The sequence below is a fragment of the Thalassospira sp. SN3W genome (assembly GCF_038070535.1).
Taxonomy (GTDB): Bacteria; Pseudomonadota; Alphaproteobacteria; order Rhodospirillales; family Thalassospiraceae; genus Thalassospira; species Thalassospira xiamenensis.
The window spans coordinates 1,456,505-1,471,997 of record NZ_CP121124.1 but is presented as its reverse complement, the minus strand read 5'-3'; the positions used below and the strand labels follow the sequence as shown (position 1 = coordinate 1,471,997).

Below are 15,493 nucleotides of genomic sequence, written 5' to 3'. Positions count from 1 at the left end.
CACTGGAGCATAGGAAGATGGACCCAACGGTTCTTATCGTCGAGGACGAAGCTGCAATCGTAACCATGTTGCGCTACAACCTCGAACGCGAGGGGATGCAGGTTGTCGAAGCCGGGGACGGTGACGAAGCGTTGAAAATTCTGGCCGAAACCCATGTCGATCTGGTCCTTCTGGACTGGATGCTGCCGGTGATGTCAGGGATCGAGGTTTGCCGCCAGATCCGCCGGAAGCCTGAAAGCCGCGATTTGCCGGTGATCATGGTTACGGCGCGTGGCGAAGAAGGCGACCGCATCCGCGGCCTTGATACCGGGGCCGATGATTATGTGACCAAGCCGTTTGCGATTGGTGAATTGCTGGCTCGTATTCGCGCACTTCTGCGTCGATCCGGTCCGGCGCAACCACAAGGGCAGTTGATCTATTCCGATATCGAAATGGATCTGGCCGCCCATCGTGTCAGTCGTAACGGCAAGGCTATCCATCTTGGCCCGACCGAATTCCGTCTGCTGCGTTATTTCCTGGAACATCCGGGGCGGGTTTTCTCGCGCGAGCAGCTTCTGAATGCGGTTTGGGGGCCGAATATCTATGTCGAAACCCGCACGGTTGATGTTCACATTCGTCGTCTGCGCAAGGCATTGAATGACGTCAAGGGAACGCGCGATGTGATCCGCACGGTTCGTGCCGCGGGTTATGCACTGGATGTCGAAGCCGCCTGATTGCGGTTATTCCGGAAGACGAAACGAAAGACCCCCATTATTGTGATGGGGGTCTTTGCGTTTCAGGTGCTTTTCCTGGATTTTGCCGGTTTGGCAGTTTTTTGTGCCTGGTCTTCGGTTTTTTGGCGCGCGGTGCGCGGGGCAAGTTCGTTCATCAGCAGCATATCGGCACGCCGGAACTTGGCTATTTCGATATCGATATCTTCCTGCGGGATATCGCAGGCCGCCAGAACGTGATCGGACAGGCGTAAACCGGTTTCAAGTACCTCTGGGATGGCCGCATCGGCACCACTGCGTGACAGCGGACCGATATGGGTGATGTCCTGGGCACGGGCAAAGATTTTCAGATGCGGATAATGCTGTCGCAGCAAGGCGACGGTCTTTTCCGTTGCGTGCGGGTTGCCCATGGCAACGGCGGCAATATGGGCCTGTTCGGTATGGGCGGCACGAAATGTTTCCGGTCGGGACCCATCGGCAAAATAAACCGGCAGACCTTCGGCTCGGCCACGCGAAACCTGTTGGGCATCGGATTCCAGAACGATAAACGGGATTTCCTTGGTGCGCAGCAGACGGGCCAGAACCCGGCCCACGCGCCCGCAACCAATCACCAGAACATGTTTCTGAATGCCGTCGGTTTCATCCGAGATCTCGCTTAGCTGATCGGTTTCCTTGGGATGAAGCTTCTGTTCGATGCGATGGCCGAGCGAAATCAAAGTCGGCGTCAGACCCATCGAAATCGCAACCACCGGGATCAGCATCACGGCGATGTCAATCGGAACCGCCCCGTTCTGCGATGCCAGTGCAAGCATGACGAAGGCGAATTCACCACCGGCGGCCAGGCTCATGGCGACCCGGATTGACGATGCCCGGTTAAAGCCGATCAGCAGGGACAATCCGAAAAGAACCGCTGCCTTTATGACCAGAAGCCCGATCAGCCACAAAATGATCGTTCCGGCCTGACCGATGACCACATTGGCATTGACCGACATTCCCACAGACATGAAGAACAGCGACAGGAAAACACCGCGAAATGGCGAAATGTCGGCTTCGATCTGATGGCGGAATTCGGTTTCGGCCAACATTACTCCGGCGATAAAGGCACCAAGCGCCATTGAAAGGCCCGCGGCTTCGGTCAATGTGCTGGCAGCCAGAACGACAAACAGGGTCCCGATTGCAAAAAGTTCCGGGTTTTTAAGGGCCGCAATATACCGAAACAGTCGTGGCAGCAGATAACGACCGGTCAGCAACAATACAGCAACCGCCCCCACACCGCTTAGTGCGCTGATCCAGGGGCTGGTTTCGCTCCCGGCATTGCCTGCGGCCTGCACCATGATCAGGAAGGGACCAACCGCAACGTCCTGCAACAGCAGGATGGCAAGGGCTGCACGCCCGAAACGTGTGTGCAACTGGCGCTCATCGGAAAGCTGTTTAAGGATAATGGCTGTTGATGACAGGGCGAGCGCCCCGGCAATCACGATGGAGGCGGGCATATCGTAATTGATCAGCAGCAATACACCGAACATCACGGCCATCGTGACGCCGATCTGCAGGAAACCAAGGGTCGCGAACCGGCCCCCAATCACACGCAGGCGTTCGCGCGACAATTCAAGACCGATCATGAACAGCAGAAAGACAATGCCAAGCTCGGCGACGGTTGAAATGTCTTCGCGGTCACTGATCAGGCCAAAACCGAAAGGGCCGATGCAAAAGCCACCGATCAGGAAACCGATGATCGAGTTCGCACGTAATTTCTGTGCCAGCGGGACGGCAATCACCGCGGCGGTCAGGACAAGGAACAGCTCGAAAAGAACGCTGTGTGACATGATGGATTATGCGTCCGGCGCAGATAGGCGTGTAAAGGAAGTCGTTCAAATCAGGATAGCGGAAATACCCCTATGATTTCTATGGAAATTTCGCGTATGAGAGGGCATCTGTGATGGATGACACGTCTTAAGAGCAGGCGACCGCGACGATTGCTTTCGGCATGCGTGCCAGTGTGGGAACCGCATCACACCGATGTGAAGAATGGTATTACGACGGGACGACGCAGCTTGCTATTCTGCGTTCGCAATGCCATGTTCCGCTGGCCTGTAAAAGGGCATGAAAAAATCAGAAATTTCCCCAAACGAGCAGGCCGGAATTGGAACAGTTCATCCCCTATTTGCAGATTATCGGTGGTCTTGTGCTTTTGACTGCCGGTGGTGAGTTCATTGTTCGCGGTGCTGTCGGTCTGGCGCTGTTGATGGGGGTTTCCAAGATCATTGTCGGTTTGACCGTGGTTGCCGCAGGGACGTCGGCCCCCGAATTTGTCGTGTCGCTGAATGCGGCGCTTGCCGGGTCGGGCGACATCGCGATGGGGAACGTGGTTGGTTCTAACATTGCCAATATTCTTTTGATCCTCGGCGCAACAGCGGTTCTAAAACCGATTACGGCATCGCGGACCATGGTTGTACGCGATGGCGGCACCATGCTGCTGGGAACCGTTCTGTTCATCGGGCTTTGCATGTTTGGCGTTGTCGAACGCTGGGCTGGGGCGGTGATGCTGCTGGTTCTGGCAGCGATCTGGTACTTTACCTATCAGCATGACAAAAAAAGCCCGGGTGATGCCAGCCACCTGCATGAGGAAGAAGTCGACGAAGTCGGCGAAGTACCAAGTGGTTGGCTCAAGCCGATTGTTGCTACGGTTATCGGGATTGTCGCCTTGACCTATGGGGCGGATCTGCTGGTGGATGGTGGTGTTTCTGTCGCGCGTCAGTTCGGTGTGTCCGAAGCCGTCATTGGCTTGACCCTTGTCGCATTCGGAACATCGCTTCCTGAACTGGCGGCATCGATTGTTGCTGCGTTCCGCGGGCATTCCGACGTTGCACTTGGCAATGTTGTTGGTTCCAATCTTTTGAACCTGCTGGTGATCATCGGTGGTGTATCGCTGATTGCGCCGATTGCCGTGCCAGACCAGATTCTGCAATCCGATCTTTGGATCATGCTGGCAGTTACCATTCTTTTGCTGGTGGTCGGCTATTTCCTGCGCGGAGTGTCGCGGATCACCGGGATCGTCTTTGTTCTGGCTTATCTGGGATATGTCGCGAGTCTGGTTACGGCATGATTGATCTTCATGCCTGAAACGGTAAATGCGGTTATGGACCGGCTGGCGGGTTTGATTGTAAGTTCCGGAATGACCAAACATAAATGACGGCGGCCGATATTTAAGGGGGCTGCCTTCCCCGGGAAGGGGCGCATCTTGATGAACGGGATGGAAACCAGATGACAGGGAAAATGCCTAAAACGGCTCTTGTAACCGGGGCTGCCAAGCGTATCGGACGGGCTTTATCGCTTGATCTGGCGACACAGGGTTATGATGTTGCCCTTCATTGCCATTCCTCGCGCAGGGATGCGGAACAGCTTGCCGAGGAAATCCGGTCCCTTGGTCGTCGCGCCTGCGTTATTTCCGCTGATCTTGGCAAGGAAGAAGACAGCAGCCGTGTCGTACGCGAAGCAACGGCTGCACTTGGCCCGATTGGTGTGCTGATCAATAATGCATCCACCTTTGAATATGATGATATCAGCACCGCCACGCGTGAGGGCTGGGACTATCATATGGAAGCCAATCTGCGCGCACCGTTTGTGTTGTCGCAGGATTTCGCCAAACGGCTGCCCGCCGGGCAAAAGGGCGTCATCATCAACCTGATTGATCAGCGTGTCTGGAATCTGACACCGCATTTCATGACTTATACCTTGTCCAAGGCCGGCCTTTGGACGCTGACCCAGACACTGGCACTGGCATTGGCGCCGCACATCCGGGTCAATGCGATTGGTCCCGGCCCGGCACTGCCTAGTGTCCGGCAAACACAGGAAGTTTTCGATCAGCAATGCGATCAGACGCCCCTGAAAATTGGGACAAACCCGCAAGAGATTTGCGACGCGGTACGATTTTTCCTTGCCGCGCCAGCCATCACCGGGCAAATGTTAGCGCTTGACGGCGGGCAGCACCTCAATTGGGCGCCCAGTGGCGAACAGAATATGCCAGAGGAATGATGCGTCGGGCTTGGGTTCCGGACATCTGGCCGCACCAAGCGCAGCACAAGGAAGACCAGACCATGACCGCAGGCCTTAAGCAGGACGATAACATTACGACACTGCCCTATGCAGATCATGCCGGCAGTTTGCGTCGTGTCTTCGTGCGTGACATGGTTGTCGAGACATCCATTGGCGTATATGACCATGAAAAACATGCTCCGCAGCGGGTGCGGATCAATCTGGACCTTGCCGTTCTGGAAGGCGAGGGTGTCCAGAATGACGATATTGCCACTGTTTTAAGCTACGAGGATCTGGTGACCGGCACGCGGGAAATTTGCCGCGACGGTCATGTGAACCTTGTGGAAACCCTTGGGGAAAAACTGGCCGATATGTGCCTGGCGGATCGTCGGGTACGCAAGGTAAACGTCCGGGTTGAAAAGCTTGATGTCTTTGACGACGTTGCCGCGGTCGGAGTGGAAATAGAGCGCTTTAATATCGCGCGCTGATCCCATCCATAAATCTGCTTAAAATTTACTTTTGTTAACGGTTTTGGACGGGGACTCTGTGATTCCTCTAGGCCGAATCGCTGTCTCCCTTATGCACAAGCATCTGGGGGCATGGAATCAAAGGAAAATATTCTTTTTTGACTCCTGTATTACCGAATGTTTTCAGGTTGACAGTATTTTTTGTTTTTAAAAACAATAACTTAGATTGTTTGCTCAATAAATGTGCACTTCATAGAACGTTAAGACTCTCAAGGGGTGCAGCAAAGAGCCCCCCTATTACCCACAAACTTATCCACAGCCTTGGTGGACATCTTTTTTGGGTTGCGATTCTGTGAAGTGATGTTGCGACGTTAATCTTTTTGGGTATTGTCGGAAGCCACTTTGAGAAGTGACAGCCGTCACAACTTTTGATTTTTAATAAATCTGCCGGAGACGCCTGATGAAGCCTGAAACCCCATCCGAAAACCCCGCTCGGGAAATCGGATTGTCGCTTGATGGCGATGATTATGACGGGGGGGCTGCGCGCGGTGTCGAGGCCATCAAACATGCGCTGAAAACCATGCCGGGATCGGCCGGTGTCTATCGCATGATTGATGACAAGGACCGGGTTCTTTATGTCGGCAAGGCCAAGAACCTTAAAAAGCGGGTGGTGGCCTATACCCGTCTGATGCAGTTGCCGATACGGATTGCCCGTATGGTCGCACAGACGGTGCGGATGGAAATCATCACCACCCACACCGAAGCCGAGGCGCTTCTTCTTGAATCCAACCTGATCAAGAAGCTTAAACCGCGTTACAACATCCTTCTGCGCGATGACAAAAGTTTCCCCTATATCCTGATCACCGAGGATCATGATTATCCGCGCATCGTCAAGCATCGCGGGGCACGGGCCAAGGATGGCAGTTGCTTTGGTCCGTTTGCGTCCGCCTGGGCGGTGAACAACACGATCAACCATTTGCAGCGTGCCTTTTTGCTGCGCTCCTGCACGGATGCCGTATTTTCCAACCGGTCGCGTCCGTGTTTGCTGTATCAAATCAAACGCTGTTCCGCACCGTGTGTGGATCGGGTTGCCAAGGCAGAATATGACCGGCTTGTCGATATCTGCCGTGACTTCCTGACCGGGCGCAGCCAGAAAATCCTCAAGCAGCTTGAAGCCGACATGCTTGCCGCGTCTGAACGGATGGATTTCGAGCAGGCCGCGATGTATCGCGATCGTATCCGTGCGTTAAGCCAGATCAGGTCGCATCAGGACATCAATCTGGAAGGCGTAGAAGAGGCCGATGTGATCGCCCTGCATCATGAAGGCGGGCAAAGCTGTGTTCAGGTCTTCTTCTTCCGCTCGGGCTCTAACTATGGCAACCGGTCCTATTTTCCGCGCCATGAACAGGGGGCGGAAATTGCCGAAATCCTGTCGGCCTTTGTCGGGCAGTTCTATGCCGATAAACCGGCCCCGAAACAGGTGCTGCTATCGCATGAGATCGAAGGTCAGGAACTGGTCGAAACCGCATTGTCGATCAACAATAACCGTAAGATCACCTTGCAGGTGCCCAAGCGTGGCGGTCGACGCAAGCTTGTTGAACATGCGTTGACCAATGCCAAGGACGCGCTTGGGCGGCGCATGGCCGAAAGTGCTTCGCAACGGAAATTGCTGGAAGATCTGGCCGATAAACTCGAACTGGACGGCACGCCAGAACGGATTGAGGTTTACGATAACAGTCATATTCAGGGCACCAACATGGTTGGCGGCATGATCGTTGCCGGACCCGAGGGTTTTATGAAAAGTGCCTATCGCAAATTCAATATCAAGGGCGATATCGCGCCGGGTGATGATTTCGCCATGATGCGCGAAGTTCTGACCCGGCGGTTTGCGCGTGCGCAAAAGGAAGACCCGGACCGGGAAAACGGTACATGGCCGGACCTTTGTCTGATCGATGGTGGCTTGGGGCAGCTTGGCGTGGCCCGCGAAGTGTTTGAAGACCTTGGGATCGAAGACGTGATGCTTGTCGGCGTTGCCAAGGGTGTTGATCGCAATGCGGGCAAGGAAGTGCTGCATATCCCCGGAAAACCGCCCGTGCGTCTTGATATGCAGGATCCGGTTTTATATTTCATCCAGCGTTTGCGCGACGAAGCGCACCGTTGGGCGATTGGCACGCATCGCGCCAAACGGTCCAAGCAGATCGGCAAAAGCGTTCTTGATAATGTGCCCGGCGTTGGCGGGGCACGCAAAAAGGCGTTGCTGCATCATTTCGGATCGGCGCGCGGCGTGGCGGATGCCGGTTTGACCGATCTTGAGGCGGTGGATGGCATCAGTGCCGCCCTTGCCCGCAAGATTTACGATCATTTTCATGACACGGAATAAAAAACCTGCGGCAGGCATCTTGCTTTTTGCCGGTCAGGGCGCGATACCCGACGCGGTTTGATAACGCGCCATGCTGATCGGGCAGAGTGCGTTACTGGGGTAACGTCTAAAAGTCAGCTTAAGGAAACCGATGCGATATTTTCCTTCCTGGTCTCTGACCCGGTCTTCTACCGTCATGCCTGACGAACGTCTGCCGTGGGGGGCAATGTTCCCGATGGGCTTGCAGCACCTTGTCGCCATGTCGGGTGCCACCATTCTTGGCCCGCTTCTGATGGGGTTTGATCCGAACCTTGCGATCCTGTTTTCCGGGATCGGCACGCTGATCTTCTTTATCTGCACGGCGGGGCGTGTGCCCAGCTATCTGGGATCTTCCTTTGCCTTTATTGCGGTGGTTATTGTCGCGACCGGCTATGCCGGATCTGGCCCCAACCCGGATATCGGTGGCGCGCTTGGCGGTATTATTGCGGCGGGTGCACTTTATGTCGTGATTGGTTTGATCGTCATGGCAACCGGGACGGGCTGGGTTGAAAAACTGATGCCACCGGCTGTGACGGGGGCGGTGGGGGCGGCCATCGGTCTTAATCTGGCACCCGTCGGGATCAACGGTATTTCCGGCGATAACATGCATATGCTGGTGGCGCTTCTGACATTGCTGTCGGTGGCGATGGTTTCTGTCTATGCGCCGGTTTCAGTGCGCCGTGTTTCGATTCTGATCGGGATTCTGGCGGGTTACGTGCTGGTTCTGGTGTTGGGGAACGGGTTTGGCCTGATGCCAGCGATTGACTTTACAGAACTTTCGCAGGCAGCGTGGTTTGGCATGCCATCCTTTGTCGGGCCGCGCTTTGAAAGTTCGGCAATGTTCATGATCGCCCCGGTGGCCTTCATTCTGGTGGCGGAAAACCTCGGCCATATCAAGGCGATTGGCGGCATGACCAAACAGAATATGGATCGCTATATCGGCCGTGGCTTTGTTGGCGATGGTCTGGCAACCATGCTGGCCGGTTCCGGTGGCGGTACGGGGGTGACCACCTATGTTGAAAACATGGGTGTCATGGCCGTAACGCGCGTCTTTTCGACCCTGATCTTTGTGATTGCGGCGGTAATTGCAATCCTGCTGGGCTTTTCGCCGAAATTCGGGGCGTTGCTCCATACCATCCCGGCACCGGTTCTGGGCGGGCTTGGTGTTGCGGTATTTGGACTTATTGCGGCGGCAATGGTGCGCCTTTGGGTGGATAACCGGGTCGATTTTTCCGATCCGCGCAATCTGTTCACCGTTGGTATTACCCTTATTTTCGGGGGCGGCGACTTCACGGTGAAATTTAGTGGTTTCGCGATTGGCGGGATCGGCACGGCGACGCTTGCGGCAATCATTCTCTACCAGTTGCTGAGCATTGGTCGCAAATCATCCGAGGCCCCCGCGGACTGAGGCGTTTGAAACGCAAGGGCGATGTTTCGGTTGTTTGACATCTGAAACATCGCCCTTGTTGTCATATATTCAAGACTTTAATAATTGTGCGGTTTGGCTCATAACAGGTCATCCACACTTTTTACTGCCGCACATATCCGCAAACAGGCCCCTTATGAAAAACCAGATTCCCAATCTGCTAACCTTGTCGCGCATCATTGTGATTCCGGCACTGGTTGCGTCCTTCTATATCAGCGGATCGGTTGGTAATTGGATCGGGTTTGCGCTGTTTGCCTTTGCCGGGGTAACGGACTTTTTTGATGGTTACCTTGCGCGCAGCATGAATGTTGTTTCGCCGCTTGGCCGGTTCCTTGATCCCATCGCGGACAAGCTTCTGGTTGCCGCCGCCCTGATGATGATGGTGGCGTTTGAACGTATTTCCGGTCTGGCTGTTTTGCCGGCTGTGATCATCATGTGCCGGGAAATCATGGTGTCGGGCCTGCGCGAACATCTCGCCGAACTGAAAGTACCGCTGCCGGTGACGGTGCTTGCGAAATGGAAAACCACGGCACAAATCCTTGCCATCGGGTTTCTTCTGGTTGGCGATGCGTCGCCGGACATGATCCCGTCGATCCTGATTGGTGATATCCTGTTATGGATTGCCGGGCTGGTGACGGTTCAGACCGGGTATATCTATCTTCGCACCGGGCTTAAGCATCTCGACTAAGGGCTGCATAGGATAAGGTTCCGCATGGCACGCGTATCCGTTCAGGAAAACGATTTTGATCCGGGCGTCGAACTGGCCGCCCTCACCGATGGCCGTACCGATATCGGGGCGGCGGTCAGTTTCGTTGGACTGGTGCGTGATATTCATGGCGGTGATCAGGTTTCGGCTCTGACCCTTGATCACTATCCGGGGATGACCGAACGCGAACTTGAAAATATCGCAGACGAGGCCGCCAGACGCTGGCCGCTTGATGATGTGCGGATTGTGCATCGGTTCGGCCGTATGTTGCCCGGTGAACGGATTGTCCTGGTGATCACGTTGTCGGCCCATCGTCGCGCCGCGTTCGAAGCCTGCGACTTCATCATGGATTTCCTTAAAACCCGTGCACCCTTCTGGAAACGCGAACAAACCCCCAAAGGCGATCACTGGGTCACAGCGAAGGCATCGGACGATGCCGATGCCGAGCGCTGGAACACGGATTAACCGACAAATTTTGCCAGCAACCCGACAAATTTCAGCAGGGCTGTCTGGATTTGGGCGGCATCGTCGACCCGGTCTTTAAGGCTTTTCATCTCGGTTATATCCGCATCGGTAATTGCCGATGCATTCCGGATAAGTCGCTTGGCCTGAAGCGCTATAAGCTGATCGGCGGCCTTGTTGCGCGTTTCGGCCATCACGAGTTTTTCGTTGATGTCGGCTGCCTGATAGGCTGCGTCAATTTCAACAAAGCTGTTTTTGGCCGCACGGATCAATTCATCAAGATTGTTCATGGGAATCTCCCTATTGTGCCGGTGTGGCTGTTGTGCTGCCGGTTGCGGTCTCAAACAGATTGCGGCCCTCGGCGACAAGTTCCGTTGGGGACAGGCTGCGCACTTTTCCGGCCAGTGTTATGCCTTGTTCGGCAGCCCCGATCAGGGCATTTACATCCAGCTTGGCGTAATTATCGATCTGCGTTTGCAAATGTCTGCCTAACGCAGATGCTGCCATGAAACTGCGCAATGTATGTGCCTGAAGCAGTTTTTCTTCGGCCATCAAAGCGTTCCAATCCTGCCACCAGATTTGCAGACGCAGTGATTTGGCATCGTCATCATCGTTCGGTTCGGAACGGATTTTGTTCAAATCGGCAATCAGTGTGCCACGGCGCACCAGAAATTGCGGCGGGTCTTTGGCCAGATCGCTTGTGATGGCGTCAAGCTGATTGCGTAGTTTTTCAAGGATCGGACCGGAATCCGTTACCGCCGATGCCCCAAGTGCCGATCCGGCTTCGATCTGATCGAAAATCGCGACAAATTGCTGATACTGGTTTCGCAGGCTGGCCAGTGTCTTTTGCCATTGTTGCGCAACATTCGGATCGATTTTAACCGCATCCGGATCAAGCAGGGTGGGCAGATTGGATGGCGTCACCTTGCCTGTGAAGGCTTCCATATTCGCGATGAATTCCGATTGCCGGGCGTTTTGCGATTTTGGCGCTGGCGCAAATTGCGCGGTCTGTGCCGTGCCATAGGCATCAAAGGCATCCTCGGTCGCGCTGCCAAACTGGGTGACCGTGATTTTCAGGGTTTCGGCCTTTTGCGAACAGGCTGCCAAGAGCCCGATGCCAATAATCAGAACTGCCTTGCGTGTGAATTGGTAGATCGATGAAACTGCCATAACGTCCCCATCACGTGATCATGCTCGTCATCTGACGGGGATGGGGGGTAATTGTGATGGCAAAAATGACAAAGGCGTTGGCAGGAACTACTTGCTCAGCATGAAAAGCGCCTGATTGCCAAAGAAATTGGCAAGCCGTGAATGGCTATCCAGGCTGACTTTCGATCCGCTTTCATTCAGCACCATCGACCGTTCGATTTTAAAGCCGCATTCATCACAAAGGGCGACAAAATCCCGGACGGTACAAAAATGGATGTTCGGAGTTTCGTACCACATGATCGGCAGGTTCGGGTTTTGCGGCATGCGCCCGCGGAACATCAAATCAAACCGCGCACGCCAGTGACCGAAATTCGGGAAGGAAACGATGGCCTTCTGGCCGATGCGAAGCAGTTCGGTCAGAACCTGTTTCGGGCGGTTGGTCGCCTGCAATGTCTGGCTGAGGATGGCGTAATCAAACGCCCCGTCGGGATAATCACCAAGATCACGATCCGCATCGCCCTGCATCACCGGAAGACCCTGTGCCACGCAATTGCGAACCCCTTCGTTGGAAAGCTCAAGCCCGCGGCCATCAACATTTTTGCTGCGCGTCAGATAACCCAGCAATTCACCATCGCCGCACCCGATATCAAGCACACGGGTGCCGGGTTCGACCATATCGGCAATAACCTGCAAATCGACACGAATGCGATCATTCGGAATAACGCCGCTGCCATTGGGTAAAGAGTGATTCATAACCTATTTCAATCCCCGGATTTCAGCAGCGCCTTCGATAAAGCCGCTTAACACCATATGGAAATCCGGCTCGTCGAGCAGGAAGGCATCATGCCCCTTGTCGCTTTCGATTTCCACACAACTGACATTGCACGATGACGCATTCAATGCGTGGGCAAGCTGGCGGCTTTCGGCGGTGGTAAAGCACCAGTCGCTGGAAAACGAAATGACGCAGAAACGGGTTTTGCAGCCAACGAAGGCTTCGCCAAGACGGCCTTCGGCATCGGCGGACAGATCGAAGTAATCCATCGCCCGCGTGATATAAAGATAGCTGTTGGCATCAAACCGGTCGACAAAGCTTTTGCCCTGATGGCGCAGATAGCTTTCGATCTGGAAATCATGATCGAAGCTATAGGTAATCGCCCCGCGGTTCTGAAGCTTGCGACCGAATTTGCGATGCAGGGCCGGTTGCGACAGATAGGTGATGTGCGCCGTCATCCGCGCCACGGCCAGCCCGCGGGAAGGCTTTTTGCCTTCCAGCAGGTAATTGCCCCCGCACCAGTCCGGATCGGCCATGACCGCCTGACGCCCGACTTCGTGAAACGCGATGTTTTGCGCCGAATGGCGGAAGCTGGTTGCAATCGGCGCGGCGGCAAAAACGCGATGGGAATAGCTTTTGCACCATTCAAGAACCTGCATGCCGCCCATCGAGCCGCCAATAACCGCAAACAGGGTATCGATGCCCAATGCATCGATCAGCATGGTCTGCGCACGCACCATATCGGCAATCGTGATCACCGGGAAATCAAGGCCCCAAGGCTTGCCGGTAGCCGGGTTGATTTCCTTGGGTCCGGTGCTTCCCAGGCAACCGCCAATCACGTTCGAACAAATGACGAAATATTTGTTGGTATCGATGATTTTGCCCGGCCCGACGATTTCACGCCACCAGCCTTCCTTGCCGGTGATCGGGTGGACTTCATCGGCGACATACTGATCGCCGGTCAAGGCGTGGCAAACCAGAATGGCGTTGGTTTTGTCGGCGTTAAGTTCACCATATGTCTGATAGGCAATGGTGAACGGCCCGAATTCGATGCCGCTATCAAGACGCAGCTTTTCCGTTTCCCCAAGAACCATGTGATGGCCGGGAAGTTTGCTGCGCTGATTTGTGCTGGCGGCGGTCGACATGAATGTCCGTTTCCCTTGGATTAGGTTGTTTTTGTTGCAGGCAGGGCTGGCTGTTCCTTGGCATCAAAGAAAACAAGCCTGTTCTAGCTAGGAATAGACCGGGATTTAGTCAATCTTTTCTTTGCTTTTCGGTTGCCCTGTCCTAATACTGGGCCCCGTTTGACAAAAGAGCGGATCATGGCGCAAAGCGACGAAAATTTAGTAAATCTTGACCTGAACGGGCTGAGGGCGGAAATCGATGATATCGATCAGGCACTGCAATCCCTGATCATTCGGCGTACCAAGGTTGTGCAGGCAGTCGGGGCCTATAAGGACCGGGTGATTGCGGCCGGTGGCAAGGTCAAGGTGCCGTATCGTCCGGCACGTGAAGCCCGTATCATGCGTACACTGGTTGATCGTCACGATGGTGCCTTTCCGAAAACGGCCCTGATCCAGATCTGGCGCGAAATGATCGCTGCCGGAACGCGCCTTGAAGCCCCTTATACGGTCGCCCTTTGCCGCAATGCCGACGGGGTGGATTGCTGGGAACTTGCGCGCCTTAACTTTGGCTGCCTGAACGAAATCGTCGAGTTCGATACACCGCGCGAAGCATTTTATGCCCTTGAAGAAGGCCGTGCGGCGGTCGGTGTGTTCCCGAAACCCGAACTTGGCGAAGCACAGCCATGGTGGACCTTGTTGTCCGATGACAGCCCGGTGCGCATTGTCTCGAAACTGCCATTTGGCGGACGTCCGGTCGGACGGGGTGAGCAGACCGAAGGATTTGTTCTTGCGGCAATCGAGCTTGAAGAAAGCGGTGATGATCGCACGCTGTTTATCGTCAGCCTGCCAAACGAGATTTCGATGGATACGGCGCGCAAAAAAATTGCGAATGGCATCGATGGATCGGCAATCCTTGGCTTTTCTGCCGATGAAACCGGTGATCGACGTTTTGTTCTTGTTGATGTGCCGGGATTCTTTTGTAATCGCGCCGAAGCGTTTCAGCGTGCACTGACCGATCAGGGACTTGATCCCGAAGGGCTCAGTGTTGTCGGTTCCTATGGCGTGCCGATTCCTGAAGACGCGCTGAGTTGATAATACCGGTCGGTTGATTGTCACCGGCCCTGCCCACTGGGAGAAACTAGGAAATGTCTGCGCCCACCCCACGTCCCGGCATTCTTGATATTGCGCCTTATGTTGGCGGCAAGTCGCGCACCGATGGTGCAACCCGCGTGATCAAGCTTTCATCGAACGAAGGCGCGCTTGGTCCGAGCCCCAAGGCCATCGAGGCGCTCCGCAAGTCGGCTGAAAAGCTGCATCGCTATCCCGATGGCGGTTGCGAGGCGCTCCGAAACAAGCTGGCCGAAAAATACAATATTGAAGCCGATCAGATTGTCTGCGGTGCCGGCTCGGACGAGTTGATCACCCTTCTGATCCGTGCCTATGCGGGTCCGGGGGATGAAGTGCTGTATTCGCAGCATGGCTTCCTGATGTATCCGATTGCGGCCAAGGGTGTCGGTGCGGTTCCGGTGACTGCGGCCGAAACCAATATGACCACCAGCGTTGATGCGTTGCTGGCGGCTGTGACCGAAAAAACCAAAATCGTTTTTGTCGCGAACCCGAACAATCCGACGGGCACCTACATCAATGATGTGGAAATGAAACGCCTGCGTGATGGTTTGCGCGAAGATATCGTTCTGGTTGTTGATGCGGCTTATGCCGAATTCATGACTGGTCAGGAAGATTATTCTGCCGGTGAAGAACTGGTGCGTGCCGGTAAAAATACCGTCATGACCCGCACCTTTTCCAAGATTTATGGTCTTGGTGGCATTCGCCTTGGCTGGTGCTATGCGCCGGTTGATATTGCCGATGTTCTGCAACGCCTGCGCAATCCGTTTAACGTGGCCCTTCCGACACAGGAAGCCGGTCTTGCGGCACTTGATGATGATGAATTCGTCAATGCCTGCGTGCGTCACAATGCCGAAACACTGGCGTGGTTCCGCGATCAGGTGAACGCGATTGACGGGCTGATCGCCCATCCGAGCTATGGCAACTTTGTTCTGGTCGAATTCCCCAAGGAAGAAGGCAAGAACGCGGATGCTGCCAATGATTTCATGATGGCACAGGGCGTTATTCCGCGCAAAATCGGTGCTTATGGCCTGCCGCAGATGCTTCGTATTTCCATCGGTACGAAGGAAGAAATGGAAATCTGCCTTCAGGCGATTAAAGACTTTGTGAACAGGTAAA

General features: G+C 54.7%; 15 protein-coding genes. 10 read left to right on the top strand and 5 right to left on the bottom strand.

What is annotated here, in order from left to right; all coding sequences use genetic code 11:
- The first annotated feature begins 17 nt into the window (after window positions 1–17).
- Window positions 18–713, top strand: coding sequence for a phosphate regulon transcriptional regulator PhoB (gene phoB / locus P8T57_RS06610; protein ID WP_007091986.1), 696 nt, complete (start codon window positions 18–20; stop codon window positions 711–713).
- 62 nt (window positions 714–775) lie between these two features.
- Here phoB and P8T57_RS06605 read toward each other — a convergent pair whose 3' ends face one another.
- Window positions 776–2,536: a cation:proton antiporter gene (locus tag P8T57_RS06605; RefSeq protein ID WP_007091987.1), complete on the bottom strand. Its 1,761-nt coding sequence runs from the start codon at window positions 2,534–2,536 to the stop codon at window positions 776–778.
- A gap of 317 nt (window positions 2,537–2,853) precedes the next feature.
- On the opposite strand from P8T57_RS06605, the gene P8T57_RS06600 reads away from it, so the two are divergent.
- From P8T57_RS06600 to moaE, 7 genes are all read left to right on the top strand, one after another.
- On the top strand, window positions 2,854–3,816 hold the full coding sequence (locus tag P8T57_RS06600; RefSeq protein ID WP_063094364.1) for a calcium/sodium antiporter: 963 nt from the start codon (window positions 2,854–2,856) through the stop codon (window positions 3,814–3,816).
- 158 nt (window positions 3,817–3,974) lie between these two features.
- Window positions 3,975–4,745 carry an SDR family oxidoreductase gene (locus P8T57_RS06595; protein ID WP_040060167.1) on the top strand — a complete coding sequence of 257 codons (771 nt, stop codon included), beginning with the start codon at window positions 3,975–3,977 and terminating at the stop codon, window positions 4,743–4,745.
- 62 nt (window positions 4,746–4,807) lie between these two features.
- On the top strand, window positions 4,808–5,233 hold the full coding sequence (folB, locus tag P8T57_RS06590; protein ID WP_051682075.1) for a dihydroneopterin aldolase: 426 nt from the start codon (window positions 4,808–4,810) through the stop codon (window positions 5,231–5,233).
- A gap of 439 nt (window positions 5,234–5,672) precedes the next feature.
- Window positions 5,673–7,592: an excinuclease ABC subunit UvrC gene (gene uvrC / locus P8T57_RS06585; RefSeq protein ID WP_341364953.1), complete on the top strand. Its 1,920-nt coding sequence runs from the start codon at window positions 5,673–5,675 to the stop codon at window positions 7,590–7,592.
- Between the two features lie 175 nt (window positions 7,593–7,767).
- Entirely contained in the window at window positions 7,768–9,018 is a 1,251-nt protein-coding gene (locus P8T57_RS06580) for a uracil-xanthine permease family protein (protein ID WP_341364952.1), read from the top strand.
- A 154-nt stretch (window positions 9,019–9,172) separates the two neighbouring features.
- Complete coding sequence (pgsA, locus tag P8T57_RS06575) at window positions 9,173–9,724, top strand: CDP-diacylglycerol--glycerol-3-phosphate 3-phosphatidyltransferase (protein ID WP_341364951.1); 552 nt, start codon at window positions 9,173–9,175, stop codon at window positions 9,722–9,724.
- Between the two features lie 24 nt (window positions 9,725–9,748).
- Window positions 9,749–10,207, top strand: coding sequence for a molybdopterin synthase catalytic subunit MoaE (moaE, locus tag P8T57_RS06570; RefSeq protein ID WP_110252480.1), 459 nt, complete (start codon window positions 9,749–9,751; stop codon window positions 10,205–10,207).
- Here the strand turns inward: moaE and P8T57_RS06565 are convergent.
- From P8T57_RS06565 to P8T57_RS06550, 4 genes are all read right to left on the bottom strand, one after another.
- Window positions 10,204–10,494, bottom strand: coding sequence for a hypothetical protein (locus P8T57_RS06565; RefSeq protein WP_341364950.1), 291 nt, complete (start codon window positions 10,492–10,494; stop codon window positions 10,204–10,206). The two genes, moaE and P8T57_RS06565, sit on opposite strands and share 4 nt — an antisense overlap.
- A 10-nt stretch (window positions 10,495–10,504) precedes the next feature.
- The gene (locus tag P8T57_RS06560) at window positions 10,505–11,374 is read right to left on the bottom strand and encodes a hypothetical protein (RefSeq protein ID WP_341364949.1); all 870 of its coding nucleotides are present in this window, start codon (window positions 11,372–11,374) and stop codon (window positions 10,505–10,507) included.
- Between the two features lie 87 nt (window positions 11,375–11,461).
- Window positions 11,462–12,106, bottom strand: a complete 645-nt coding sequence (metW, locus tag P8T57_RS06555; protein WP_051682054.1) for a methionine biosynthesis protein MetW — start codon at window positions 12,104–12,106, stop codon at window positions 11,462–11,464.
- 3 nt (window positions 12,107–12,109) lie between these two features.
- Complete coding sequence (locus P8T57_RS06550) at window positions 12,110–13,270, bottom strand: homoserine O-acetyltransferase (protein WP_007091998.1); 1,161 nt, start codon at window positions 13,268–13,270, stop codon at window positions 12,110–12,112.
- A gap of 177 nt (window positions 13,271–13,447) precedes the next feature.
- Between P8T57_RS06550 and P8T57_RS06545 the strand changes: the two genes are divergently transcribed.
- Both P8T57_RS06545 and hisC read left to right on the top strand, forming a co-directional pair.
- Complete coding sequence (locus P8T57_RS06545) at window positions 13,448–14,341, top strand: chorismate mutase (protein WP_341364948.1); 894 nt, start codon at window positions 13,448–13,450, stop codon at window positions 14,339–14,341.
- A 53-nt stretch (window positions 14,342–14,394) separates the two neighbouring features.
- A complete protein-coding gene (gene hisC / locus P8T57_RS06540; RefSeq protein ID WP_341364947.1) occupies window positions 14,395–15,492 on the top strand; it encodes a histidinol-phosphate transaminase in 1,098 nt (365 codons plus the stop codon).
- Window position 15,493: the final 1 nt, after the last annotated feature.

Coding starts and splice junctions, on each gene's coding strand:
- folB (WP_051682075.1), top strand. CDS start 4,808: ATGACCGCAGGCCTTAAGCAGGACGATAACATTACGACACTGCCCTAT.
- uvrC (WP_341364953.1), top strand. CDS start 5,673: ATGAAGCCTGAAACCCCATCCGAAAACCCCGCTCGGGAAATCGGATTG.
- P8T57_RS06580 (WP_341364952.1), top strand. CDS start 7,768: ATGCCTGACGAACGTCTGCCGTGGGGGGCAATGTTCCCGATGGGCTTG.
- P8T57_RS06550 (WP_007091998.1), bottom strand. CDS start 13,270: ATGTCGACCGCCGCCAGCACAAATCAGCGCAGCAAACTTCCCGGCCAT.
- P8T57_RS06545 (WP_341364948.1), top strand. CDS start 13,448: ATGGCGCAAAGCGACGAAAATTTAGTAAATCTTGACCTGAACGGGCTG.
- P8T57_RS06595 (WP_040060167.1), top strand. CDS start 3,975: ATGACAGGGAAAATGCCTAAAACGGCTCTTGTAACCGGGGCTGCCAAG.
- P8T57_RS06560 (WP_341364949.1), bottom strand. CDS start 11,374: ATGGCAGTTTCATCGATCTACCAATTCACACGCAAGGCAGTTCTGATT.
- metW (WP_051682054.1), bottom strand. CDS start 12,106: ATGAATCACTCTTTACCCAATGGCAGCGGCGTTATTCCGAATGATCGC.
- P8T57_RS06565 (WP_341364950.1), bottom strand. CDS start 10,494: ATGAACAATCTTGATGAATTGATCCGTGCGGCCAAAAACAGCTTTGTT.
- moaE (WP_110252480.1), top strand. CDS start 9,749: ATGGCACGCGTATCCGTTCAGGAAAACGATTTTGATCCGGGCGTCGAA.
- P8T57_RS06605 (WP_007091987.1), bottom strand. CDS start 2,536: ATGTCACACAGCGTTCTTTTCGAGCTGTTCCTTGTCCTGACCGCCGCG.
- hisC (WP_341364947.1), top strand. CDS start 14,395: ATGTCTGCGCCCACCCCACGTCCCGGCATTCTTGATATTGCGCCTTAT.
- pgsA (WP_341364951.1), top strand. CDS start 9,173: ATGAAAAACCAGATTCCCAATCTGCTAACCTTGTCGCGCATCATTGTG.
- phoB (WP_007091986.1), top strand. CDS start 18: ATGGACCCAACGGTTCTTATCGTCGAGGACGAAGCTGCAATCGTAACC.